This window comes from Actinoplanes sp. NPDC051346 (genome assembly GCF_040682215.1).
GTDB lineage: Bacteria > Actinomycetota > Actinomycetes > Mycobacteriales > Micromonosporaceae > Actinoplanes.
The window spans coordinates 350,802-374,685 of the sequence record NZ_JBFBAJ010000001.1 but is presented as its reverse complement, the minus strand read 5'-3'; the positions used below and the strand labels follow the sequence as shown (position 1 = coordinate 374,685).

Here is a 23,884-nt window from a genome sequence, read left to right as displayed (position 1 = left end):
CCTCACAGGGGATGCGGAACTTCCCGTGCTGTCAGATCCTGCCAGACCGGCCGACCTGACAGCCCGCTACCGGGAACCGTCAGCCCCGTACGCTGAAGGTTCTCCTTTCCTTCGTACCCTGAATCCCTGCCATGCGCGACGGCATCGCGGTCGGCTGCCGCCGCCAGCCTTGGATCTGGCACCCACAAATGCTGACGCCCTCCGCGCACGCGGCGAAGCGCGGAAGCCAGCGCGCCGAGCTGGCCGACGCCGCCTGGCAGCTCACCCACGACCCGCTCACCGGCTTACACAACCGTGCCGGGCTGCAGGCGATCCAAGCGGCCACCGCCTCATCCGCCGAACCCCAGCCGATCGTCACAATGCTCATCGACCTCGACCTCTTCAAGAAGGTCAACGATGCCCACAGCCACGACGCCGGCGACGACCTTCTCAAGGCCACCGCTGACCGGATCGGGCACCTCGCCGCCCTCTACGGCGGACACGCCTCGCGGCTCACCGGCGACGAGTTCGCGGCCATCATGCCCCTGGGCCGCACCCGGCTCACCAGCATGGCCGAGCAGTCACCGCCGCCATCGCCGAGCCCGTCGAGGTCCGCGCCGACAACGGGCCGGTCACCGTCACGATCACCGCGAGTCTCGGCGTCGCCGTCACCTCCAGTGTCGACCTGTTGGAAGGCGTTGCCCCGCACCACGCCGACATGGCTATGTACCGCGCCAAGCGGCAAGGCGGGAACCGACACGTCTTCCACCAGAGCAAAGCCGGACAGATGGCCTAGCCAGTTCATCAAGCACTGCGTCCGAGCGGGCGTCTCCGGCGCAACAGCAAGATCGCTAGGCGTCCGGTCCAGCCGTGAGTCGTTGGCTCAGTCGGCGGGCAGCGCCGCTGAGCACGGCGGGGAACATCGCACCGATTGCCGCGGCGATGCCCATGGTGAAGGCGAGATTGATGTCCGACATGCGTTGGATCATTCCCAACGTCAGCGCGCCTAGAGCTCCGCCCCAGCCGGCGACCTCAGCTCCGAGCGCCAGCGCACCCGAGAATCGCATGGACGGCAAAGAGAGGACATCGGCGGCGACTGATGTACGGCCTCGCATCAGGGCGGCTATCAGTAGCGTCTCCGACACCACGGCGGCGACCATCCCCACCGCGACAGTGATGATGGTCTGCCCCTTCGCGGTAATGAACGCAGTGCCGAACACTACGGGCAGCACGACAAGGAGAACGAGGCCGGCGACGACGAGATAGCGTTGATACATCGACCGCAGGCGTGTGCCGGAGCCGGGGGCGATGGCCTTCTCAGTCATGGTTGTCGTACCGCCAGTCGGTGTTGTCGCCGTCGCTCAAGCTCCCGTCGTTGAATTCCGATGCCGTGGACTTGGGCCAGTTGCCATCAGGGAACGGGCCGTTGGCGTGCAGCGTCTGGCGCATTGTGGTCATGCTGTCGACCAGCAGTCCGACGTAGGTCGCGAACACCACGATCAGCCCGACGACCAGGCCGATGACCTTGGCGGTGGATACCCCGGCGGCGGCAGCGGCCGGCGGCGCACCGACGACTGTTGCGGCAGCCGCGGCCTCGGCGGACAGTTCAAGGAGGTAGGCGACAACGGCGGCGATGATGCCGAGCCAGAGCGCGATGATGCCCCAGGCAGCTTTGGTGAGGTTGGTGTCGATGATGTCGGTGGCCTGTTTGATCGCCTCGACCGCCTTCTGCTGGGTGGGCAGAATCTTGGCGTAGGCGTCCGCCGCTGGTCCCTTCCAGAAGTTGTCGACGCGGAGCTGGTCCGGGCTGAGCTTGGTCGACAGGCTGCTCATGGGTCCGCCGACGCTTGACGTCCACTCACTGCCGGTGGAGAACAGGCCGGGTGGCCAGCCCGGGTTCAGGAGGACCTTGGCGACTTCCGTGAAGAACTTCGCCATCAGGTCACGCAGCTTGACCAGGGCGTCGTGCAGCATGTCCGACAGGCCGGGCGGTAGGAACGTCATCGCACGGTTGCTGCGATCGAAGAGCTTGGCGCTGGTGCTGTCGATGTCCTTGAGCTTGGCGTCCATCTTGGCGAGCAGCTCGCGGAACTCGCCCTCGGACATGACCGCACCTGCGTCGGCGGCGAACGACATGATCAACCCCTAGTAGATGTTCTTCAGGCGGTGCACGGCGTTCTTCTCGTCGGTCTCGTAGTCGTCCGCCGCCTTCATCAGCGCGTCGGCGACCCCGTCGAAGTTGTCGGACGCCTGCTGCAGCAGGCCGGCGATCCGGTCCTGGACGTCGGTGTAGACCTCTTCGATCCCGGCCAGGTGCCCGAGCCCGCTGAAGTGGAAGGCACCCAGCGACAGGCCTCGCGCCACCGTTGCCATGCCTTGGATCTGTGCGGCCATGTCAGCCCACTGGCCGGCCTCGCCGTGGATCGCGCCGATGGCTGCCTCGAGTTCAGGACCTGTCGGGTTGGTCATGCCACTCCTCGTGCTCATCACCGGATCAGGCCGATCTCTCGGAGCAACGTCTCGGGTGACCCGGTGAGCCGCTGCAGACGAGTGACCGCCGGCTCCGCGTCGAAGATACGTTCCCGCCGGTCGCGTTCTGCTCGATGGGCAGCAGCCAGCGCCTCGGCCAGGGCGTCCCCGAGGCGATCGTGGTGAGCGCTTCTCAACCAGTCGCGATCGATAGTCACCGCGCTGAGTGATCCCGCAGTCAAGGTCACGCGTACGGTGCGGCTCAAATTCTCCGCGGTAACCGGCTGGCCCACAGCCTCCAGCGACGCGGTCAACGCGGGCATCCGGCTATCGACCTCGTTGAGCAGATCAAGAAGATCCCGGAGCGCCAGCGCAGACTGACGTGACGTCGGATCCCCTGGCTCGGCGGATTCGAACAACGCCGGTTGTGGCACGCTCGGGGCCTCAGGAGGCGTTCCCTGCTCCAAGCCAGCACCCCAGGCGGAAAGGCGAGCAGTGATGGCCTGACCGTGAGCCGCCATCACCGCCGAAGACAGCTCGCCATCACCGATGCGGTCACGCCAATCTTGACGAAGCGTGACCTCGTTCGGCGTACCGTCCGCCCGGATCGTGACAGTCACCACGCCGACAGTGTCGGTGCCCGTGAACTCGCCGGCGCCAGCAGCATGCGCGGCAGCACTCAGCCGCTGAGCGAGACCTTCCGCTTCCTGCTGTAGCTGTCGCAAGGTCCGCAACTGGTCATCGTCAACCCACACCCGAGTCCCCGTTCCGCATCGATTGCCACAAGACTAGTAACGTCCTGCTGAGGGCGACGAACTCCAGGGCGAAGTTGATGATGATCCGACAGTCGTAACGTCCTCGGCAGCACCGAGACATATCTAGCCCGGGCCCCTGCCATCAGAGCGCCTCTCAGGACGGCAGGGCGCCCGATCAACGGCCTCTCAGGGCGGTGATCTCGAGGCGGCGGACCTCGTCGTCTCCGAAAGTCTGAACCCATGGCCGGCACTACGCCATCGAGCACTTTGGGCTCTGTCGCACGAAGTGTGATCGAACATGGCCGTGATGGCTGCTCCTCAAGCGCACGGCTGACCGACGTTTGCGGGCCAGCCCAGCGAGGATGTTGAAGCGCTCAGACAACCCCGTCAGGAGCGGCGGGTGATGGCTGCATAGGCCTGGCTGCTGGCCCAGGCAGCCAGAGCGGCACCTGCTACATCGCGCGAAAAGTCAGTGGGGGCGTGCTGGAACAGCACGGCGATGCCAGTAGCGATGGCCAGCGCTACCGCTCCAGCGGCGAGAATCGCTGACCTATGACGGCGGTCGTTGGACTGGTAGAGCCATCGGAGCGACCCCAGGATCAGCAGCGGGAAGGCCAGCTCTAGTGCGTCACGCCAGATGAGACCGACCAGGGCGAACAGCGCGGCGCAGACACCAAGCCCGGTTGCCGCTCGGTGCGGCGCCACGCGGCCCGAGACGGCTGCTTGTGACCGAGCACGGTCCGCGGCGACATCGAGGTCCACGCCACAAATCGTAGTTTGAACTGGCCGACACCGGACATCGATGCTGAGCGATCACGGTTTACGAGCCAGAACCAATCTGCCGCGTTCCTGACTCAAAACGCGCCAATCCGGCCACCCGCAAAGCCATTCCATGCGCGGCACCTGACGGTGCGCTCTGCCGCTGAGCACGCGCCAGCGCCGTCACGCCGTCAAGCTAGGTGTCGCTGGCTTCTACCCGTCCGCGCGCACTTGTGCCGAGATGAGCGCATGGCGCCTTCCAGCACTCTCACCCAGGAGCGTGAAAGCACGGTGGCGCCGCCAACCGCGGAGTCCTATTCTTCGACGACTCCAGAAATCCTCCCTCCTCGGCTCCGAAGCATGTGCGGAGAGGGCGCGGCTGTCGGCGTGTTCTACTTGCCAGCCAGTCCGATCCGGACGTAGGAGAGTCGCACTCCGCTGCCCTGGACAGTCAGTTGTTCGCGGTCCGCTGACAGGACAGTGACGTGCGCGGCCTGCCCGCCCACGGCCGTCGTCATCGCGTCGATCCCGGTGATGGCGGCCAGTATGACGGGGTCCTTCCCGCTGTATCCGTTTGCGGTGCTGATCGCCTCGGTGACGTCGAAGCCGCTGGGGGCGGTGCGGTACTTCCCGCTGATGCCGTGGACGGCATCGGAGGCCCCGAACTCGCCGTTGCCGCCCAGCTCCAACCACGCGTCCACCGATTCGGGGATCTCGGTGCTGCCACGGGCGTCCGCCACCTCGGTCAGACGCCAGCGGCTGCCCACATAGCCGGCACTGACGACGCCGGGTGAGGCAGGCGGCAGCGACGCGACGGCGCGCGGACCAGGCCCGTCCTGAAGGGCTCCAGCCCGCACGACGCCAAGAGCAACGGCTGTGAGGGCGCCGACGGCAACGAGGGCCAGAACGATCCGGCGGTCCCGCCACCTGGGCATAGGAATGTCGATCACGTCCTCACCAGGCACGATCGCCGGTCCACCACTCGCGAAATCCGCTCACGCGGCGGACGATAGGCGGTGATCAACATTCTCGCCACCCCCAGCCCAGCCGACCTCACATCCAAACTGAAGACCGGTCTGCGCCAGAACCGGACAGCGGCGACGGCGGGGGTGTTTTCGCCTCCCTCGACGACGCCAGAGTCACTGACTCCACAGCCGGCAGAGGGACGGCCAAGCCGCCCCTCGCGCCGAACTTCGCTACTTGTCGATCTTGGAGTCGTCGGGCTTCCGAACGCCGGGACTGGCCGTCGCAAAGTAGAAGATCGCAAGAAGCAGGAGCACCGTCGCACCGAAGGCCCCGCCGCCCGTCAGTACGGCGGCGAAGGGGCTGTCGCCCCCGGCCCAACTCAGAAGCCCGGCTAGCACGGCAACAACCATGCCGAAGAAGACCATCAGCGCGAGCCAGAGCGCGCGGGTCGAAGCGTTCACGGCGGGAGCCTTTCCGTCACAGACCTCTCCTTTAGAGATCTGATCTGGCTACCTCTCCCCTGCCCCGGAGATTGTCTCGACACCGGCGATTCGTCAAGAATACCGGCCAGTAAGTAGCCGATAAACTTTTTACTGCCACGTAAGCGTCACGTTCAGTTGCAGTCAGATCACTCAGGGCTAGAGTGCTTCATTCCTGCCCGCGCCACCGGCGCACAGGTACGTGCGGAGTGTTTCCGTCTCCCTCGACGCTGGCCGAGATCTTCATGCCCGACTACGGCGTACGTCTCGCGACGGCCCGGGAGCGGTTGCTTGGGGAACTCGGCGACTACTACCGGTCTCTGCCATGCGTGATCTACCGCCGCTGCAGCTCGTTGTTCCTCTGTTTGCGTTCGCGGTCGCCTACGTCGCGTTGCGGTGTTCGTGTTCGTGATCGCGTGGCGGGGTGAAGCGAACGTGCCGTGACCCCTCAGGCCCCCCGGCCAGCGGCTCACGCGTAACGCCCGACCTACCGGGAGTTTCTCTAGAGTGGCCGCATGGTGAGGGCAGAGACGGCAGAGATGATCGCGGGGTCACGGCTGGTGACGGCTCAGGCTTTGTTCGAGGGGCGAGCCGATCTGAATGGTTACCCGTTCCAGCTACTCGGGGTGGTGTCGCAGCGAGGAACCGGCATGGAGAACGTCAGCGCCGTTCTGGCCGGTGCCGAGATGCTTCTTCCGTACGGATGGGAGCTGGTCAACGTCTCGGAGTTCACCAGCAGTGAGCATGCCTGTGCGGTGATGCGACGCCGGGTTTCTGGCTGAGGCACTCCCCAGCGCGGGCGCCGCTTCTGAGGGGGAGGGTCGCGATCCGCTTGCGGACGTGCCGGCCGCGCAGCGGGTGGTGTCGGGCCCCGCGGAGCCTGGTCCGCCTGGTCGTCAGCGGGTTCATGGTCGCCGAGGTGCGGATCGGCACGCTCGCGGCTCGGCAGGAGTCGACCAGATGGCCAAGGCACTCAAACGGCCGCCGACGAGTACGACGGCAGCGACGAGGTTTCCTCCGAGACCTTGACCAAGATCTACGGAAACCTCTGAGGCAAGGAGCAGCACTTATGGCCGCGCTCCTGCTGGTGTGCACCGGACGCCTCTCGCACTGAACCGAGCGCCGCCTCAAGCGCGGCCGATAGCCCGCCAGACGAACGCCGTGCCAGCAGATCGGAGCGCGAGACAGCCCCGAGTGGAGCGCGGGACAGCCGAGCGGGTTGGTGAAGGTGGCGTGAGATCCAAACAGGACGGTGGTCGCCGAGGGAGTACAACGGCCCAGGATGCACGTCACCTCGTCCTCCCCCGCTGAACCGCGACGAGGAGCACCGCGGCGACCAGCGCGCACGCCGCCGCGTACCCGAGGCTGCCGACCGGGGTGCCGGATGGGGTGCGCCCCGCCGTAGCGGCCAGGTATTCCGGCAGCGCGACCGCCCACAGCCCGGCGAACACGAGGAGGAAGGCCACCCCGGCCGCAACCGGATAGCGGTCGAGAAACGGTTCGGCGGCGGCCGTGGCCGGTGCGGGCTCACGAGGCCGTCGGCTGTCGCGCCAGACCGTCCACACTGCCACGAGGACGAACACCACAAGGACGGCCCAGAGCGCCACCGCTCGGCCGGTGGCGTATCGGTCCGGCGACCGGGACAGCACGCCGTACGGCACCGAGCAGAGCATCATGGCGAACGGCGTCAGCACGCCGATGGCAACGACCCGCAGCGCCACCGAGCGTGGGCGACGTCGCCGGGCCAGTAGCAGTCTGGTCAGTAGCACCATCCCGAACGGAGAAGCCGCCGCGAAGATCACCACGCTGCTGATCGGGACGGCCGCCAGCCAGGGCGAGTTCGACGGCGCCTGGGGGTTCCATGCCCACCAGCGCAGTTGCGGGCCCAGTTGGTCGAAGATCTCGTAGAAGCAGTGGAAGACCACGGCCACGCAGGCGGCGCCGGCGACCGGTCCGTGGCGGTCCAGCAGGCCGGTTCGCTGGACGAGTACGTACGCCGAGTACGTCAGTGCCGGGTAGATGGCGACGATGTAGAGCGGCAGCCGGTCGTGCAGGAACTGCACCGAGAACACGTTGTGCACGAAGATCAGGCCGAGTTGGTCCTGGAGACCGAACCGCTCGGGAAAGTAGAGCGGCGGCTCGAGCACCAGCAGGTAGACGAGGGTGGCGCACCAGAGTCCGAGGTTGGTCGGGTCGCCGCGACGGCGCCACCACAGCACCGCGTGGATGAGCGCGACGACCGCGCCGATCACCATGAACGCCTCGACGACCGGCATCGTGCCGTCCGCCAGCGAGGTGGGCGGGCGTACCGAGACGACAGGCGGTGTGTTCGCGCAGTCGATTTCGCCGAGGGTGCGGGCGGTCTCGGCGAATCCGGGCGGGCAGCTGTTCACGGTGCGCCGCCGGCCGGCCGGGTCGAGGAGTAGAAGCGGGTCACGTCGTGTCCGGCCGCGTACCGCTCGAACCAGGTGTCCGCGAAGCGGGGCAGGGGTTCGCGGGCCGGCCGGTGGTGCGGCACCTGGGACAACAGCAGCCGGTAGACCAGGATGAGCATTTCCCGGTTCGAGGCCGGGGCGAAGGTGGCGGGCGGGAACATGCCGAGGCGGGTCCGCCACGACGTCCGCAGCGGCAGCCGGGCGAGCAGTTCCTCCCGGCGTACGCCGTCCGGGGAGACGTTGCGGTATTCCGCCCGCCGGTCGGCTTCGGGCACGTGCTCCTCGAAGCCGGTGAGGATGTCGCGGTAGAGCTGCATGACGTGCCGGAACACGGAGCGGGCGACGCGGGTGCGGTAGTAGCGGTTGCGGACGACCGCGTCGCACACGATCAGGGCCGAGCTGCGGTGCTCGACCTCCTCGACGAAGTGCCAGAGGAAGAGCGAGGCGACGCGTTCGTCGCCGGGACGGAACAGGACGTCCTCGTGGTCGAGCATCACCTTGAAGATCGGGGTGAAGGTCGACTCGAGGTCCGCGGTGTACGCCAGGCAGTACTCCAGCGACTTGGTCTCCACCAGCCGGTCGAAGGAGGCGACCGCCGCGTCGACGGTCTTCTGCAACTCGGGATACTGCCGCACCAGTGCCGTCACGTGCTTGCGGTGGTTCTTCGCGTGCTGTGCCTCCTGGCGCAGGAACGCTTCCGCCTCCTCGGCCGCCTCCGGGTCCTTGATCAGCGGAATCGCGGCCCGCGTGTTGGTGACGATGAACTTCTCGAAGGCGATCGCCATGATGCTGATCGCGTTGGCCATCAGCCCGAACTTCGGGTGGCTCGGCAGCCACTGGAACGGGGTGGTCTCGTCGAAGCGGAAATCGATCTTCCGGATCTGCAAGTGGGTCATGGTGACTCCGTCATGCCCGGGAGGGAACGAAATTGACGCGTGTCAAATTCGTTTATAGAGTCTCCCCCGTCGGGTTGTCCAGAGCTGGAGAGACGAGGCACCGTGCGTCCTGAGCCGGGGTCCCGCCGCGCTACCGGCGGCGCCGGCGAGGCCGACTCCTGGGAGCCCGGGCCGGCGAGCCGGGGCGACAAGCGCCGGGATGCCCTGCTGCGCGCCCTGGACGAGCTGCTGCACGAGTCCAATCTGGAGTCCATCACCATCGCCGACATCACCGCCCGGGCCGGGGTCACCCGGTCGGGGTTCTACTTCTATTTCGCCGACAAGGCCGCCTGCATGGCCGCGCTCGGCGCCCATGTGTACGTGGCCAGCGTCGCCGCCGCCGCACACCTCTCCGACGAATCGCTGACCGCGGCGCAACGGATCGAGCGGATGGTGTACGACCTCACCGTGTCGGTGCGTCGGCACCACTACCTCTACCGCGCGATGCTCGACGCCCGTCGGCACAGCAGCGCGATCCGCGAGATGTGGGACAGCTACCTCGAATCCTTCGTCGCGCCGATGGCGCAGTACATCGACGGCGAGCGGGCGGCCGGGCACGCGCCCGACGGACCGCACAGCCACACCCTCGCCGCGCTGCTGCTCGGACTCAGCGACAGGGTGCTCGAGAGCCTCGGCCCGACGGACACGCCCGACGACCGACGACGGCTGGACGCGCTGGCGACGATCTGGCTCCGAGCCATCTACGGCACGTCCGGGATCGCACGCCCTCACGGTTAGACGCGGGAAGCCTCAAGTAGGCCCTGTCCTCGTCGATTCAAGGGCACACCGACGAGGGTCGGGACCCGCGCAACCGGACGGCACCCGGCTGGGCACTTGTCGTGCACCGCGCGCCCTGGAATCTCTTTCACATGCCCGGCCGACAACGAGCCGGACAACGCGAGGGAGATCAGATTTTGCGTCGCTCGACCGTTCAGAAGACCGTCCTGTCGCTGACCGCCCTGTTCGCCGGTGTCGGCGCGGCGCTCGCAGGACCGGCCGCAGCCCAGGCGGCACCGGCCGCCTCCGCTGGAGAATGTGTCACCGATGCGAAGCTCGTCCCCTCGTGCGGCGTAATGTGGGGTGCCGCCGCGGGTGGTTTCACCGACGCGCCGCGTGACGCCGCGCTCAAGGACTGGGAGAAGCTCAGCGGTCGCACCGCGACCATCTTCCACACGTACCACAAGGGTGACGAGCCGTTCCCGACCAAGTCGGAGATGGCGATGGCCCGGGACGCCGCCGCGCCGCGGGTGCTGCTGCTGAACTGGAAGATCGCGTACGGTTCGACCTGGGCCAAGGTTGCCAAGGGTGAGCAGGACGCCCGCATCGACCGCTTCGCCGCCCGGATCAAGTCGTCCTTCCCGGAGAAGTTCTTCCTGGTGCTCAACCACGAGCCGGAGAACGACGTCATCGCGCGTAAGGGTTCGGGCTGGGAGGCCAAGGACTTCGCCGCCATGTACCGCCACACGATCGAGCGGCTGCGGGCCAAGGGTGTCGACAACGCGATCAACGTGATGGCGTACATGGGCAACGAGCGCTGGATGGCGCAGTCCTGGTGGGCCGACCTCTACCCCGGCGACGACATCGTCGACTGGATGGGCCTGGACTCCTACGTCAGCGCCGAGAAGGGCTACTACCACCACGGCACGTTCAGCCACCTGCTGGACCGTAAGGCTCCGAACGGCCCCACCTTCTACGACTGGGCCACCACCAAGCACGCCAGCAAGCCGCTGATGGTCGCCGAGTGGGGCGTCTACCACCGCGTCGGCAAGGCCACCGACAAGACCGCCGGGTTCAACAGCGTCCTGCCCGAGCTGCACAAGCGCCCGAACATCAAGGCGATCGTGTACTTCGACACCAAGCACGACGACCAGGGCAACCGCGACATCAGCATCGACAGCACCAAGAGCAGCCTCGCCGCGTTCCGCAAGCTGGCCGCGAACCCGATCTTCAACGTCAAGATCGGCTGACCAACCTACGACGACGAGCCGCCCGGCATCCCGCCGGGCGGCTCGTTGGTGTCATCGGCAGAGTGCCTTGTCCACGGCGGCCTCGACAGCTTCGGCGCTGTCCGGAATGGCGGTCACGGCGACGTGGACCGCACGACCGTTCGGGGCGATGCCGCCGCGCGTCTCGAAACCGGGAATGTCTCCGCCGTGCCCCCAGTAGACGCCGCCACAGGACAGTTCGCGGCTGAACAGGCCGAGTCCGTGCCGGGTGCCCGGCTTGGAGGGGTGGGTCGGGATCGTCGTCCGCATCTGGCGGAGCTGCTCCGGCTTGAGCAGCTTGCCGCCGAGCAGGGCGACGTAGAAGGCGTTGAGGTCGCTGTTGGTGGAGATCAGCTGACCGGCAGCCCAGGACCAGGACGGGTCGAGGACCGTCACGTCACGCCGGGGTTCGCCCGGCTTGTTCGCGAAGTAGCCCCGCGGGTGGCGCCCCCGGAAACCCTGTTCGCCCACTGCCGGGAAGTATGTGTGCCGCAGGCCTGAGCGCCGGATGACCCGGTCGGTGAGCACCTCGGTCAGGGGCCGGCCGGTGACCTTCTCAATGATCAGACCCGCGAGCAGGTAGTTGGTGTTGCTGTACCGCCACTCCGCGCCCGGTGCGAACAGGGCCTTCTGAGCCAGTGCGATGTCGAGGAGCTCCCGGGGTTGGTAGTAGGTGTGCTGGAACGGGAAGAAGTCGGCACCCATGATGTCGGTGTAGTTCGGAAGACCGCTGGTGTGCTGCAACAGCTGGTGCACGGTGATGACTCTGCCGTCGATGCCCTCGCCCCGGACCAGGTTCGGCAGGTAGGTGTCCACCGGGGCCTCCAGGTCGACCTTGCCGTCACCGACGAGTTGGAGCACGGCCACCGCGGTGAACGTCTTGGTGTTGCTGCCGACGCGAATCTCCGCGTCGACCGGCATCTCCCGCTTGGTCTCCAGGTCGGCGACCCCGGCTGTGTAGTGACGCGTATGTCCGTCGCGGGAGCGCACGCTCGCCAGGGCGCCCGGCAGCTTGTCGACGCTCGCCAGCCGGTCCAGATCCTGCTGGATCCCCGCGTGCCGGGTCGGCGAGCCGGCCGACGCCGGCGACGCCGCGCCGACCAGCAGACCGCCCGCCGCCACGAGAGCGGTCATCGCGAGCGCCGGCCGGCGAAAACCGAACAGCGAACGCTGGTGACGCGGCGCCTGCTGAGAACGGATTACCACGGAAGGACCCCCTTGCTCGTGCGCCGGACGGCGCTCGATGGACCACTCCAGCCTGGCCGAGCAAGATCCTTTCGAGCGAGCCGGACAGCAGGTCGGATCGTGGTGGTGTTAACCCGACCATCGCCTGGCCAGGTGGCGGCATGGATCTTGAGCTGTCGCTCTCCGTACCGTCGTCGACGTGCGGAAAGCAGCAAGAATCCAAGAGCAAGAATCCATTTCCTCCGACGGCGCGATCGCCGTCCGGGTCGAGCAACTGACCCGCGTGTACGGCGGGGAAGGGCAAGCCGTCACCGCGCTCGCGGGGGTCGACGCCAGTTTCGGACGGGGCACCTTCACCGCCGTGATGGGTCCTTCCGGCTCGGGGAAGAGCACCCTGCTGCAGACCGCGGCGGGCCTCGACCGCCCGACCTCGGGACGGGTGTGGATCGGTGCCACCGAGCTGTCCCAGCTCTCCGAGACCACGTTGACCAAGCTACGGCGTACCGAAATCGGCTTTGTCTTCCAGGCCTTCAACCTGATCGGCGCGCTCACCGTCGAAGAGAACATCCTGCTGCCTCTTCGACTGTCCAATGTACGTCCCGACCGGCGATGGCTGGCCGAGGTCATCGAGCGGGTCGGTCTCGGGCAGCGGCTCCGGCACCGCCCGTCCGCGCTGTCCGGCGGCCAGCAGCAGCGGGTGGCGATCGCCCGCGCGTTGGCGATGCGACCGGAGGTCATCTTCTGCGACGAGCCGACCGGGGCGCTGGACACCCAGACCGCCGCCGAGGTTCTCGCGTTGCTTCGGGCGGTGGTCGACGAACAGGGCCAGACCGTCATCATGGTCACCCACGACCCGGTGGCCGCCTCCTACGCGGACCGGGTCATGGTGCTGGCCGACGGCCGGATCGTGCGGGACATGCCCCAACCCGGCGCCAACCGCATCGCCGAGGAACTCGCCTTTCTGGGCCGGCCCGCGCGGGCGGTGCGGTGATGATCCGCCTCGCCGCGCAGCTGCTGCGCCGCCGGATCGGCAGCGCACTCGCCACCCTGCTCGCCCTGACCGTGGGCGTCGCGCTCCTCACCGCCATGGGCGCTCTGCTGGAGTCCGGGGTGCGATACCAGCCCGGCCCGGGGCAGTACGCCGCCGCCGATGTGGTCGTCGCCTTGCGCGACATCGAGTTCCCGCCCGAGGAGCCCGGCCAGTCCGAGACCACGGTCGCCCTGCCGGAGGGCGGCACCGTGCCGACGGGGCTGATCGACAAGTTCCGCCAGATTCCGGGAGTGGCCACCGTGGCCGCCGACACCCAGGTCGCCGTCGTCGCGGCGGGGCCCGCGACCGGGCACGGGTGGAGCAGTGCCGCGCTCACGCCGTACCGAATCATCAAGGGTGACGCGCCGACCGGGCCGGACGATGTGGTTGTGGATGCCCGCGTCGCGGGCGACGCCGAGCCGGGCCGGCGGACAAGTCTGCTGGTCGCGGGCACCATGCGGGAGTATCGGGTGACCGGCGTCGCCGAGGGGATCGGGCCGCCGAGCGTCTTCTTCACCGACGCCCGGGCGGCCGAACTGTCCGCCAAGCCCGGACGGGCGGCGGCGATCGGCGTGATCGCCGCGCCCGGCGCCGACGTCGCCGCCCTCGCCGCCGCGGTCGGCAAGCTGGCCGACGCGGAAGGCGCCACCACCTACACCGGAAACGACCGGGGTCGGGCCGAGCGCGATCCCGCGTCGGCCGAGGACATGCTGATGGCGGTGGGTGGCAGCTTCGGCGGGTACGTGATGATGCTGGTCGGGTTCGTGGTGGCCGGCACGATCGGGCTGTCGGTGCGCCACCGCCGCCGCGACCTCGCGCTGCTGCGGGCCATCGCGGCGACGCCGGGCCAGGTGCGGCGGCTCATAGTGGCGGAAGCCGCGCTGCTCGGTCTGTGCGGCTCGGCCGTCGGCGTCCCGGCGGGCCTGCTCGCCACGGTCTGGGCGCGCGACCAGTTCGTCGAGCGGGGGTTCATTCCGGCGGGCTTCCCGATGGTCATCGGCGGGCTTTCCACCCTGATCGCGGCGGCCGGCATCGTGCTGCTGGCCATGTTGTCCGGTCTGGTCGCCGCCCGGCGGATCACCAGGATCCGCCCGGCCGAGGCGCTCGGCGAGGCGGCCGTCGAGCCCGCGCGCAGCGGCAAGACCCGGTTTGTGTTCGGCGTACTGACGCTGGGCGGCGCCTGCACCGCGGCTGTCTTCGCCGGCGGCACCTCCGGGTCGACCGCGGTGAACAGCGCTGTCGGCATGCTGTATCTGTTCGTGACCGCCGTCGCGCTGCTCGCGCCCTGGATCAACCGGATGAGCGCCTGGCTGCTGTCCCCGGCGCTGCGCCTGCTCTGGGGCTCGAGCGGCTACCTGGCCGGCAAGAACCTGAAGGCGAGCGCGCGGGGCATGACGACGGTGCTGACCTCGCTGGTCCTGTCGGTCGGATTCGGCGGCTCGGTGTGGTTCCTGCAGGACAACGTGCTGAGGCAGACGGTCAGCCAGAACCGTGAGGGCACGCTGGCCGACCAGACCCTGGTCTCCCCCACCGGACTGCCCGCCGGTGCGGTCGCCGAGGCGCGCCGGATCCCCGGTGTACGGGCGGCGACCAGCGTCCGCCGTACCTCCGTGATCGTGCCCGGGGACTCGCCGGCGTCGGCCGCGGCGCTGGCGATCGACCCGGAGGGCGCGGCCGACACGCTCGACCTGCGCGTCATCTCGGGCCGGCTGGCCGATCTGGACGCCGACAGCGTCGCCGTCTCCCGGCTGCAGGCCGACAGCTCCGGATGGAAGGTGGGAGAGCGGGCGGAGTTCTGGCTGGGTGACGGCACGCCCGTGGCCCTGCGGGTCGTCGCCGTCTACGAGCGCGGCCTCGGTTTCGGCGACGTGACCCTGCCCCGGAAGGTGGTCGTCGGGCACACCAGGTGGGAGCTCGACAACCAGATCCTGATCCGCACCGAGCCCGGTGCGAAAGTCGACAAGGCGATGGCCGACCTCGCGGCGCGATACCCGGGCAGCACGGCGGTCGCCACGGCCGGCCTGAGCGAGCAACTCGCCTCCGATCTGGCTCTGAGCGCCTGGCTGAACAAGCTCCTCATCGGGGTGATGGTCGGCTACGCGGCACTCGCCGCGGCCAACACCATGGTCATGGCCGCCCTCGCGCGGCGCCGGGAGCTGTCCCTGCTGCGCCTGGTCGGCGTGACCACGAGGCAGGCCAAGCGGATGATCCACGCGGAACAGATCGGGCTGCTGGGTGTCTCCCTGGTGATCGGCGGCGGCATCGCGGCCGGCACGCTGGTCACGGTCGTCGACGCCCTGACCGGAAGCCCGGTGCCCTACGTCCCGGTGCTGGGTTGGGTGTCCGTGCTCGGCGGGACGACGGTGCTGGCGCTCGGCACCACGGTGCTGCCGGTCGGCCGCCTTTTGCGGATCCCGCCGATTCACAACATCGGCGTCAAGGAGTAGGCCGCCGGAAGCCCGGCGGCGCAGCGCCCGGGGGACTGGCCCTGCGCCGACCGTGGCGACCTTGGTTCAGGCGGTTTCGTCGTCCAACGTCGCCGATCCGGCATTCTTCTGGATCGAAGCGATCGTCTCCAACGCCGACGCCTTGCGGGTGTAGGTCTCGCTCGTGGCCACCACCTGGCCATTGCTGGCCACCATGTTGAAACGGAACTGCTCGTTACCTGTCTTCTTCACGACGAACTTCACGTCGACCACCTCCACGCCTGCCCTACCCGATTGCGGCGGTGATCGAACATCGATCGAGGTCAACCGATGTCGCGGTCAGACCTGGAACGTCGTCGCCGTGCGGTTCATCTGGTCGGCCATGTGGCTGAGTTCGTCGATGGTGGTGCTGCTCGTGGTCACCACGCTGTGGGTGTTCTGGACGGTGGCGGCGACCGCGTGAACGTGTTCGGCGATCTGCGCCGAGCCGCTGGCGGTCTCGGCCACGTTGCGGCTCATCTCCGCGGTCGTGGCGCTCTGCTCGTCGACGGCGCTGGCGATCGTCGTGACGTACTCGTTGATCCGCTCGATGACGCCCTGGAACGTACCGATGACCTCGGCGGCGCCGGTGCTGTCCTCCTGGATGGCGCGGACCCGGTTGCTGATGTCCTCGGTGGCCCGGGCCGTCTCCTGGGCGAGGTCCTTGACCTCGCCGGCGACCACGGCGAAGCCCTTGCCCAGCTCGCCCGCGCGGGCGGCCTCGATGGTGGCGTTGAGGGCGAGCAGGTTGGTCTGCTGCGCGATCGCGTTGATGACCTTCACGACCTCGCCGATCTCCGACGACGAGGTGGTGAGCTGCTGCACCCGCTGGCCGGCGACGCTGGCCGCGCTCAGCGCCTCGCCGGACACGGTCGCCGCCTTGGCGGCGCTGTGACTGATCTCCTGGATCGACACCTCCATCTCCTCGGTGGCGGCGGCGACCGTCTGGCTGTTGGCGCTGACCTCCTCCGCGGCCGAGGCGGCGTTGCTGACCCCGGTGGCGGCCTCGTCCGAGCCGGTGACCATCACGCCCGTTCCCGCGCGCAGCGCCTGCGCCGCCTGCGAGAGCTGGCCGGCGTCGGCCTTGATCTGGGCGACCGCCGCGCCGAGGGTGTCGGCCGCCTCGTTGACCGCCGTACCCATGTCGCGCAGCTCGCCGCCCATCGCCTTGGTGTCGACCCGCTGGGTCAGATCCCGGCCCGCCACGGCCTTGAGCGTCGCCACCGCCGCGGTCAGCGGCGCGACGATGCTGCGTCGGGTCGCGTACACCAGGGGCACCGCCAGCAGCAGGGCGACGATCATTCCCACGCTGAGCTGGATCTGGGCGGTCCGGGAGGCGGCCGTCGCGTCCTTGGCGGCGGCGTCGCTGCGGGCCTGCGCGCTGTCGACGAGCTTCTGCGTGTTCTCCAGGATACGGAAGTAGATGTCCCAGGACGCGCCGCCGATGGTCTCGTTGGACTTGGCGAACGACTGCGCAGTGCCCTCGGCGAACCCCGCCGCGATGGTGTCGTCCATCTTGAGGAACGCGTCCCAGTCGGTGCGGATCGCCTCGAAGGTCGCCTTCTCCTCCGTGGTCATGGCCGTGGTATCGACGTTCTTCAAATGCTCACGCAGCCGCCCGACGACCTCGAGGTATCCCGCGCGGCTCGGCCCGTCCGGCTTGACCGCGGCGGCCATGCCGGCCGGGTCGCCCGGGCCGGCCAGGGCGGCCTCCCACGCGTACGCGACCTGCCAGCCACTCACGTCGGAGTTGAAGTACTTGTTCTCCTGGACCTCGCGGCTGAGCAGCAGCATGTCCTTCATGTGCGCCACCGCGCGGTCCTGCTCGCGCAAGGCGACGAAGCCCACGATGCCGGCGACCAGGAACAGCGCCACGACCGTACCCAGGCACACCACCAACCGGGCACCTACCCGCAAACGCCCCAACAGACCACGCATCAGACTTTCTTTCTGGCCGCGGTCGTTCCTTCCCCAAGGGCCCTATCGGCGTGGCGAGCCATCGAATGAGCGCCAAGCGTCCCGCTATTCGGTGGAACGGGACGGTCCGGGCGTGGTAAGAGGGGGCGGATTGTTTGATCAACAACGTGAGGGGATCGATCATGAATGCGCTGGGCGACCTGGTGCGACTGCGGGCGATGGAGCCCGCCGACGCCGAGGCCCTGTGGCGGTGGAACCACGACGCCGAGGTCATGCACTGGATGGACGAGAACTATCCCCAGACGCTGACCCAGGTCCGCAGCTGGCTGGAGGAACGGCCCCGCAACGACTACGGCGACGTGCTCTTCGGCATCGAGGTCCTCGCCGACGCGACGCTGATCGGGCTGGTCCGCCTGCACGGCGCCGAGCCGGAGACGGGAATCGCCGAGCTGGACATCTACCTCGGCGAGAAGGGCCACTGGGGCAAGGGCCTGGGCACCGACGCGATGCGGACGGCGTGCCGCTACGGGTTCGAGAAGATGCGGCTCCACAAGATCACGCTGACCGTCGTCACCGAGAACGAGGCCGCCCATCACCTCTACCGCAAGATCGGCTTCGTCGACGAGGGCCGGCTGCGCCAGGTGTTCCGCCGCGACGGCCGGTGGCTCGACAAATTCACCATGGGACTGCTGCACGGCGAACTGCGCTGATCCACCCTGGGGCGAATGCGGAGATCGGGTGCGGCTGCACGTGTCGGAGGCGACGGCCAAGACCCATGTCGCGTACGCCTTCCGGACGGGACGGGCCCAGGTGCCCTAGATTGGAGCACAGTCATTCATGTGCATCGATCAAGGGGGATCGAGATGAGGCCGAGGCTGTTCGCCGTCGCGGGTGCCGTACTCATGGGGGCTGTTCTTCTGGCGCCGCCGAGCGCGGGTGCCGCACCCCGCGCGCCGCGAATCCCTTCCGTGGCGGATCTCGCCGCGAGCGCGCCCGCCAGCCTCATCCCGGACCGGCCCTCGCCCGAGGAGGTGGCCCGCGCGCTGGCCCGCGTCGCCAGCGCCAGCGACGGCCGGGTCCGCCTCGGTGTCGTCGGGCACAGCAACGAGCAGCGCCCCATCCCGGTCGCGACCGTCGGCACCGGCGACATCCGCCTGCTCTACGTCACCCAGCAGCACGGCGACGAGCCGCTGGGCACCCCCGCCGCCGTGCGGGCGCTGTGGGCGCTCGGCGTGCCCGGCAGCGCGTGGCACCGGTGGCTGCGCTCGCGGGTGACCGTCGACATCGTGGTCCAGGCCAATCCCGACGGTGCGGTCCGCGACCAGCGCTACAACCACGATCCGAGCGCCACCGGCGAGTATTCCGAACCCGGAGTCGGCTATGACATCAACCGCTTCCACAACCCGCTGACGCCCATCGAGGACAACCCCGTGCCCGAGGCGCGGGCGATTCTGCGCCGGTGGCACGCCACCCACCCGGCGGTCGTCGTGGACTACCACATGCAGGGCCGCTATCTGCAACCCGACGGGCGGGAGACCACGGCCTCGATCCTGTGGCCGACCAGCCCGCTCGCCGGCGAGGCGGCGGTGACGCGGTCGCGACAGGTGGTGGTGCGCAACGCCGACGCGATGACGTACGTGGCCGGCGCCAACGTCAGTCGCTATCCCGGCGGGGACTACGAGGGCATCGCCCGCAACGGGTACGGGATCCTGGGCAGCGCGTCGGTGCTGGTCGAGCTCTCCAACCTGCCGGCCGAGCAGGTGGACTTCCAGATCTGCACCGCGTTCGTGTCGATGATCGCGACCGCTCAGGGCGCGGCGGACGGCAGCCTGTGGCGCGTCGACCCGGACCGCGCCGACGCGATCCCGGCGCGCGGGCCGTCCCTGCCGGACGCGATCAGGCGCGCGGACGCCGCCTGACGACCCGCTCACAGGTCCGGCGGCGTATGGGAGTCATTCAGCGCGGCGCTGAGCGCGTGCTGGCCCGCGGCGAGGACGCGGAGCGTGCGGGCACGGTCGTGGAGCACCTCCTGGAGGTGGGCCAGGACCGGTTGCACGCTGCTCGGTGGCACGCCCCGAGTCGTGAGGACGCCGGAGAGCCAGGTGATGAAGTCGGTGAAGACCGTGCACTCGTCGAGGTAGACCGCGGCGGCCAGAAAGTTCAGGATGTGCCGCAGGTCGTCCATCGTGGCCTCGAGTTGCCTACGGTCGTAGTCGTGCAGCGGCGGATACCGGTATCGCAGGGCCTGCATCGCACTGTCGGCCAGCTCGGGGATCGCCTCGAACAGGCGCGAGTACTCCTCGTCCGCCAGGTGCTCCAGGTCGTCATCGACCCGCGGCGGCGGCCAGTCCTGCAGGACCGCGGCGGCGCCCGGCGGGCCGGGCGCCCACGCGTCGGCACCGATCCGCAGGGCCCTCCGGCCGTCCCGACCGAAGGCCGCGCCGCCGGCGAGCACCGGGACGCCCGCCCTCCGCGAGGCCAGCACGGCGCGACGGGCCTGCGGCAGCCGTACGGCGAGCGAGACACTGAGCAGCACCGCGGCGGGCCGGTACTGCTGCAAGTAGACGGTCAGGTGCGTCGCCGGCAGGCTCACGCCGACGAAGGTCACCGGCCAGCCCCGCAACCGCAGGGTCTCGGCGAGCAGTCGGGCCGGCAGCGTGTGCCACTCGCCTTCGGGACAGGCGATCACCACGCTTTCCCGGCGGTGCGGACTCACACCGGCGTGCATGCGGACGGCGGCGACGACCCGCTCGGCCACGGAGCTCGCCACATGCTCATGGGCGACGGTCAGCCGGTTGAACTGCCAGAGATATCCGATGTACGCCAGCACCGGTGCGACCAGATCGAGCAGCACGCGCTCGTGGCCGACGCCGGCCTCCAACAGCCGGCGGGCCAGGCGGACGGCGCCCGGCTCGTCGGCGGCCAGGAGCAGCCGGAGCAGAACGGGCCGGGCTTTGCGGATCGTCACGGGCATGATGCTCCCGCCGGGCCTCGCGGACATCGACGACCATCGTCGCGCCCCTCCGGATGGAAGGGCAAGGGGGGGCCCCTTACGAGTCGGCGTGGACGCCGGCGCCCCGAGCCCGCCGCTCGGACCACGACGCCGTCCCGGCCAGGTTGACCGCGCCGCCCTCGAGGACGGCACGATGGCCGGCGCGGGCCAGCCGCCGGCCCCACTGCGACCTCGGGCCGGCGTACTCCGCTTCCGGACCGGCCGGCGGGCAGAGTACGGCCACCGCGTCGGTCGCCGTGCCGGTGGCGGCCAGGCCGAGGTCGCGGATCGCCTGGGTCTTAGCCTCGGTGAGGGTGGCGACCGCGTTCACCAGGGCACCGACGCTGAGCCGCCGCGGCACCCAGGCCACGAGGTTGACGGTCCCGACGTGCGGCGGCTCCTCGCCGGCGTCCGCCGCCGCTTGGACGGGTGCGCCGAGGCCGACCGTGGCCCAGAGCCGGACCCCGCCGTCGTCGGCGGTGACGACGTCGGCGACGTCGACGCCGGTGAGCAGGCCGACGCCGGGGCCGTCCAGGCCGAGCCCGGCGGCGATCTCGGTCAGGTGGACGGCCGGGTCGTCGCGGTCGTAGGACATCGGCACGGTCGCGTTGACCAGCCATCGGCGCGGCCCGATCCCGCCGCCCAGCACCGCCGACGAGATCGCGAGCACCGGTTCGGGCAACCGCCAGACCAGCAGCGGAACGTCGCCGTCACGCTCTTCTCGATGGGCCAGCAGCGGTTCCGCGATCATGGTCAGACCCTACGGCAGTCCAGATCTGGTTGGCGCCGCCGTGGCGAGGGCCAGATGATCACCGCGCTGGTCGGCTCGGTCGAGCCGCCCGCGACGTCCAGGCACTGCCCGGACTGCACGGCGGTGATGGTGGCCGCGGTGCCGGTCTCTTGTCGTACTTGAGGTAGTCCACGGTCCAGGAGGCGAACAGCCGGGCGTCCTGGTCCTCGTGGTCGAGCGCGCCGGGGAAACACACTTTATTTATAGAAGTTTGTCGATGGCAACCGAAAAGGCCTCAACCGACCCCCGGCCCTGCCGATGAGGGGTGCTCGCCCTGCGGAAGGACCCCCGGAATGCGCTCGAAGGCCCGTGCGCTGTATCGCGGCTGGTTGGTGGTGGCTGCCGCCGTGCTGGCCGCCGCCCCTGCCACGATCACGGTCACCCCCGCCTCCGCAGCGTCGCGTGGAGGCCCGGTTTCGCACGCCGTCGGCGGCCTCCTGGTCAGCCCCACCCGGATACCGGCCCAGGTCCTCGGCGGGGCGCAGGCATTCGAGGCGCTTCCGGCGAGCGTCGACTTGCGGAAGTACGCGCCCGCACCCGGCTCCCAGGGCCAGGTGGGCTCGTGCGTCGCCTGGTCCATCGGCTACAGCATCATGGGCTATTACGCGAACCGTACGGGTGGCAGCGGCGCGCCCTTCGCACCGCTCTTCCTCTACCTCCGCAACGTGGCCAAGGGCGGCGCCCCCACCACCGGTCTGCGGCCGGAGGTCGTGCTGGCCAACCTCCAGACGGCCGGCATCGACACCCAGGCGAACTACCGGCAGGGCACCACGAACTGGAAGATCGCCCCGACCGCGGCGCAGATCGAGAACGCCAAGAAGTACCGGGTGAGTGGCTACCGGACGCTCTTCAGTGGCACGGGCCAGGGCGTCGCCGCGCAGACGTCGATCAAGGAAGCCCTCGCGGCCGGCTCGCCGGTCACCCTCGGCATCCCGGTCCGCCGAGACTTCGACTACCTGGGCCGGCACTCCCTCTACACCCCGAATACCGAGAGCGTCGTCGGCCACCACATGATCACGGCGTACGGCTACGACGCCAAGGGCGTCATCATCCGCAACTCGTGGGGTCGCGACTGGGGCAACGGCGGCGACGCCAAGCTGGCGTGGTCGTTCATCACCAACCAGGCGAGCAGCGCGCACGTCGTCACCGGCATCACCACCCCGGCGACACCGGGCCCGGCGACACCGACCGTGACCTCCCTGTCGGTGGCCCGGGGACCCGCCGGCACCCCCGTCACCATCAGCGGCGCCGGACTCGACGCCGCCACCTCGGTGCGTTTCGGCGCGTTCACAGCAACCTTCGAGAAGCGGGTAACCGCGGGTGTCACGACGCTGGTCGCCGTCGCCCCGCGCCTTCCCACCTGGGCCAAGGCCGAAACGGGCGGTGTCGTCGACGTGGCGGTGGCCAGTGCGGCCGGCGCCAGCGTCGCGGGCACGGCCACCAGGTTCACCTACGTGCCCCCGCCCCCGGCGGTCACCGCCCTCAGCCCCACCAGTTCGGCCGTCCTCGGCGGCACGACGATCACCCTCAGTGGCAGCGATCTGACCGGCGTCACCGCTGTCAAGGTCGGCACCACGAGCGTCGCGGCGCGGTCGGTGACCTCCTGGTCGCTCACCTTCGTCGCTCCGGCCAAGGCGGCCGGCGTCTACGAGGTCACCGTCACCAATCCGTACGGCACCAGCACCCGCACGGGGCAGCTCAGGTACGGCACGGCACCGGTGATCACCTCTCTGAGCACGCGCTTCGGATCGACGACGAGGGCGGTCCCGGTGACCATCACCGGCATGGGATTCACCAACGCGTCCAGCGTCCAGGTCGGCGACTCCCGCGCCTTCTTCTTCCGGCTGTCGGACACGGAGCTCAGGGCGATGATCCTGCCCGGCCCCGAGGGCCCCGCCACCCTCACGGTCACCACGCCGGGCGGCACCAGCGTCGGCAGCCCGTTCTACTTCGCCAACCCGCCCGGCGCCACTAGCTGAAGCGGGGCAGGTGATGGGCGAACTGGTCGCGCCACGACGGCCAGTCGTGTGGCACGTCCGGGCCCCAGAGGTCCAGCTCGTGCCGGATGCCCTTGCTGGTGAGCAGCGCGCCCATCCGCCGCGTCGACTCCAGCGCGCCGGTGGTGTCCTCCCACTGGCCCTGGCCGCAGACGAGCAACAGCGACAGCCGTTCCCGCAACCAGTCCAGATGATCCGGTTGAAGGCGGGCGACGTAGTCCACGGGACTGTTGAAGTAGACCGCGTCTCCACGTTCACCCCAGCCCCGCCACGTACCAGGGTCGTAATTGCCGGAGAAGCACAGAGCCAGCGGGAAGAGATCGGCCCGCTTGAAGGCGAAGTTCAGGGCGTGGAAGGCGCCGAGCGAGCACCCCGCCGTCACGATGTCGTGGGGCCCGGTGTCGGCCCGGATGTGGGGCACGACCGCCTCGTACACCCATTCCTCGTAGGCGGCGTGCCGCCAGGCCCGTTCCTCCAGCGGCAGATGCTGCGCCGACCAGGTCTCGGCGTCGAAGGAGTCGACGCAGTACAGCTTGACCCGGCCGGCGTTGATCAGGTGTTCGACGGCGCCGATCATGCCGGTGCGGGAGAACTCCCAGGCATCGCCGCCCTCGGTGGGAAAAGCGAGCACGGGCCGGCCCCAGTGCCCGTAGACGGCGACGGTCCCGGACCGTCCGCCGGTCGGTGGTGCGAGCTCGACCGAGTAGTGACGCACCCGTACACGGTAAAGCGCCCGGCGCCTGATC

Annotated in this window: 25 protein-coding genes and 1 pseudogene; 9 read left to right on the top strand and 17 right to left on the bottom strand. The window is 69.2% G+C overall.

Going from position 1 to position 23,884, the window contains the following annotated elements:
• Positions 1 to 131: 131 nt before the first annotated feature.
• A pseudogene (locus AB0M36_RS01730) lies at positions 132 to 470 on the top strand (diguanylate cyclase); the annotation flags it as partial.
• Here the strand turns inward: AB0M36_RS01730 and AB0M36_RS01725 are convergent.
• The 8 genes from AB0M36_RS01725 to AB0M36_RS01690 all read right to left on the bottom strand — a co-directional run bounded on the left by AB0M36_RS01725 (position 470) and on the right by AB0M36_RS01690 (position 5,389).
• Positions 470 to 784 (bottom strand): hypothetical protein, encoded by a 315-nt coding sequence (locus tag AB0M36_RS01725; RefSeq protein WP_364152294.1) that lies wholly within the window; start codon positions 782 to 784, stop codon positions 470 to 472. The pseudogene AB0M36_RS01730 and the gene AB0M36_RS01725 overlap by 1 nt on opposite strands.
• A 46-nt stretch (positions 785 to 830) precedes the next feature.
• The gene (locus tag AB0M36_RS01720) at positions 831 to 1,304 is read right to left on the bottom strand and encodes a hypothetical protein (RefSeq protein ID WP_364152291.1); all 474 of its coding nucleotides are present in this window, start codon (positions 1,302 to 1,304) and stop codon (positions 831 to 833) included.
• Entirely contained in the window at positions 1,297 to 2,085 is a 789-nt protein-coding gene (locus AB0M36_RS01715) for a hypothetical protein (protein ID WP_364150803.1), read from the bottom strand. Before AB0M36_RS01715 ends, AB0M36_RS01720 begins: the two co-directional genes overlap by 8 nt.
• Before the next feature lie 39 nt (positions 2,086 to 2,124).
• Complete coding sequence (locus tag AB0M36_RS01710; RefSeq protein WP_364150801.1) at positions 2,125 to 2,448, bottom strand: hypothetical protein; 324 nt, start codon at positions 2,446 to 2,448, stop codon at positions 2,125 to 2,127.
• A 17-nt stretch (positions 2,449 to 2,465) separates the two neighbouring features.
• Positions 2,466 to 3,203, bottom strand: a complete 738-nt coding sequence (locus AB0M36_RS01705; protein WP_364150798.1) for a hypothetical protein — start codon at positions 3,201 to 3,203, stop codon at positions 2,466 to 2,468.
• Positions 3,204 to 3,590: 387 nt separating this feature from the next.
• Entirely contained in the window at positions 3,591 to 3,965 is a 375-nt protein-coding gene (locus AB0M36_RS01700) for a hypothetical protein (protein ID WP_364150795.1), read from the bottom strand.
• A 389-nt stretch (positions 3,966 to 4,354) separates the two neighbouring features.
• A complete protein-coding gene (locus AB0M36_RS01695; RefSeq protein ID WP_364150793.1) occupies positions 4,355 to 4,912 on the bottom strand; it encodes a hypothetical protein in 558 nt (185 codons plus the stop codon).
• Positions 4,913 to 5,158: 246 nt separating this feature from the next.
• A complete protein-coding gene (locus tag AB0M36_RS01690; protein WP_364150790.1) occupies positions 5,159 to 5,389 on the bottom strand; it encodes a hypothetical protein in 231 nt (76 codons plus the stop codon).
• A gap of 533 nt (positions 5,390 to 5,922) precedes the next feature.
• Between AB0M36_RS01690 and AB0M36_RS01685 the strand changes: the two genes are divergently transcribed.
• Positions 5,923 to 6,189 (top strand): transcriptional regulator, encoded by a 267-nt coding sequence (locus tag AB0M36_RS01685; protein ID WP_364150787.1) that lies wholly within the window; start codon positions 5,923 to 5,925, stop codon positions 6,187 to 6,189.
• Positions 6,190 to 6,696: 507 nt separating this feature from the next.
• Here the strand turns inward: AB0M36_RS01685 and AB0M36_RS01680 are convergent.
• Both AB0M36_RS01680 and AB0M36_RS01675 read right to left on the bottom strand, forming a co-directional pair.
• Positions 6,697 to 7,800: a hypothetical protein gene (locus AB0M36_RS01680; protein ID WP_364150784.1), complete on the bottom strand. Its 1,104-nt coding sequence runs from the start codon at positions 7,798 to 7,800 to the stop codon at positions 6,697 to 6,699.
• Positions 7,797 to 8,738, bottom strand: a complete 942-nt coding sequence (locus AB0M36_RS01675; RefSeq protein WP_364150781.1) for a metal-dependent hydrolase — start codon at positions 8,736 to 8,738, stop codon at positions 7,797 to 7,799. Before AB0M36_RS01675 ends, AB0M36_RS01680 begins: the two co-directional genes overlap by 4 nt.
• 102 nt (positions 8,739 to 8,840) lie before the next feature.
• On the opposite strand from AB0M36_RS01675, the gene AB0M36_RS01670 reads away from it, so the two are divergent.
• Positions 8,841 to 9,515 carry a TetR/AcrR family transcriptional regulator gene (locus AB0M36_RS01670; RefSeq protein ID WP_364150778.1) on the top strand — a complete coding sequence of 225 codons (675 nt, stop codon included), beginning with the start codon at positions 8,841 to 8,843 and terminating at the stop codon, positions 9,513 to 9,515.
• Positions 9,516 to 9,691: 176 nt separating this feature from the next.
• The gene (locus tag AB0M36_RS01665; RefSeq protein ID WP_364150775.1) at positions 9,692 to 10,744 is read left to right on the top strand and encodes a glycosyl hydrolase; all 1,053 of its coding nucleotides are present in this window, start codon (positions 9,692 to 9,694) and stop codon (positions 10,742 to 10,744) included.
• 51 nt (positions 10,745 to 10,795) lie between these two features.
• Here AB0M36_RS01665 and AB0M36_RS01660 read toward each other — a convergent pair whose 3' ends face one another.
• Positions 10,796 to 11,896 (bottom strand): serine hydrolase domain-containing protein, encoded by a 1,101-nt coding sequence (locus AB0M36_RS01660; RefSeq protein ID WP_364152207.1) that lies wholly within the window; start codon positions 11,894 to 11,896, stop codon positions 10,796 to 10,798.
• Positions 11,897 to 12,146: 250 nt separating this feature from the next.
• Here AB0M36_RS01660 and AB0M36_RS01655 point away from each other — a divergent pair, with 250 nt between their 5' ends.
• On the top strand, positions 12,147 to 12,938 hold the full coding sequence (locus tag AB0M36_RS01655) for an ABC transporter ATP-binding protein (RefSeq protein ID WP_364150772.1): 792 nt from the start codon (positions 12,147 to 12,149) through the stop codon (positions 12,936 to 12,938).
• Positions 12,938 to 15,424 (top strand): FtsX-like permease family protein, encoded by a 2,487-nt coding sequence (locus tag AB0M36_RS01650; RefSeq protein WP_364150770.1) that lies wholly within the window; start codon positions 12,938 to 12,940, stop codon positions 15,422 to 15,424. Before AB0M36_RS01655 ends, AB0M36_RS01650 begins: the two co-directional genes overlap by 1 nt.
• A 66-nt stretch (positions 15,425 to 15,490) precedes the next feature.
• Here the strand turns inward: AB0M36_RS01650 and AB0M36_RS01645 are convergent, their stop codons facing one another.
• Together AB0M36_RS01645 and AB0M36_RS01640 are read right to left on the bottom strand one after the other, a co-directional pair.
• Complete coding sequence (locus AB0M36_RS01645) at positions 15,491 to 15,667, bottom strand: YegP family protein (RefSeq protein ID WP_364150768.1); 177 nt, start codon at positions 15,665 to 15,667, stop codon at positions 15,491 to 15,493.
• A 75-nt stretch (positions 15,668 to 15,742) separates the two neighbouring features.
• Complete coding sequence (locus tag AB0M36_RS01640; RefSeq protein ID WP_364150765.1) at positions 15,743 to 17,380, bottom strand: methyl-accepting chemotaxis protein; 1,638 nt, start codon at positions 17,378 to 17,380, stop codon at positions 15,743 to 15,745.
• A 161-nt stretch (positions 17,381 to 17,541) separates the two neighbouring features.
• On the opposite strand from AB0M36_RS01640, the gene AB0M36_RS01635 reads away from it, so the two are divergent.
• Positions 17,542 to 18,069 (top strand): GNAT family protein, encoded by a 528-nt coding sequence (locus AB0M36_RS01635; protein WP_364150762.1) that lies wholly within the window; start codon positions 17,542 to 17,544, stop codon positions 18,067 to 18,069.
• Positions 18,070 to 18,222: 153 nt separating this feature from the next.
• Positions 18,223 to 19,278 (top strand): M14 family zinc carboxypeptidase, encoded by a 1,056-nt coding sequence (locus AB0M36_RS01630; RefSeq protein WP_364150759.1) that lies wholly within the window; start codon positions 18,223 to 18,225, stop codon positions 19,276 to 19,278.
• An 8-nt stretch (positions 19,279 to 19,286) separates the two neighbouring features.
• On the opposite strand, the gene AB0M36_RS01625 is transcribed toward AB0M36_RS01630, so the two are convergent.
• From AB0M36_RS01625 to AB0M36_RS01615, 3 genes are all read right to left on the bottom strand, one after another.
• On the bottom strand, positions 19,287 to 20,327 hold the full coding sequence (locus AB0M36_RS01625; protein ID WP_364150756.1) for a cobalamin-dependent protein: 1,041 nt from the start codon (positions 20,325 to 20,327) through the stop codon (positions 19,287 to 19,289).
• A gap of 82 nt (positions 20,328 to 20,409) precedes the next feature.
• Positions 20,410 to 21,102 (bottom strand): adenosylcobinamide amidohydrolase, encoded by a 693-nt coding sequence (locus AB0M36_RS01620; RefSeq protein ID WP_364150753.1) that lies wholly within the window; start codon positions 21,100 to 21,102, stop codon positions 20,410 to 20,412.
• Between the two features lie 58 nt (positions 21,103 to 21,160).
• Positions 21,161 to 21,337, bottom strand: coding sequence for a hypothetical protein (locus AB0M36_RS01615; protein WP_364150751.1), 177 nt, complete (start codon positions 21,335 to 21,337; stop codon positions 21,161 to 21,163).
• Positions 21,338 to 21,434: 97 nt separating this feature from the next.
• On the opposite strand from AB0M36_RS01615, the gene AB0M36_RS01610 reads away from it, so the two are divergent.
• Positions 21,435 to 23,120: an IPT/TIG domain-containing protein gene (locus tag AB0M36_RS01610; protein WP_364150748.1), complete on the top strand. Its 1,686-nt coding sequence runs from the start codon at positions 21,435 to 21,437 to the stop codon at positions 23,118 to 23,120.
• Here the strand turns inward: AB0M36_RS01610 and AB0M36_RS01605 are convergent.
• Positions 23,113 to 23,853, bottom strand: coding sequence for an alpha/beta hydrolase-fold protein (locus tag AB0M36_RS01605; protein WP_364150746.1), 741 nt, complete (start codon positions 23,851 to 23,853; stop codon positions 23,113 to 23,115). The genes AB0M36_RS01610 and AB0M36_RS01605 overlap by 8 nt on opposite strands.
• Positions 23,854 to 23,884 lie beyond the last annotated feature (31 nt).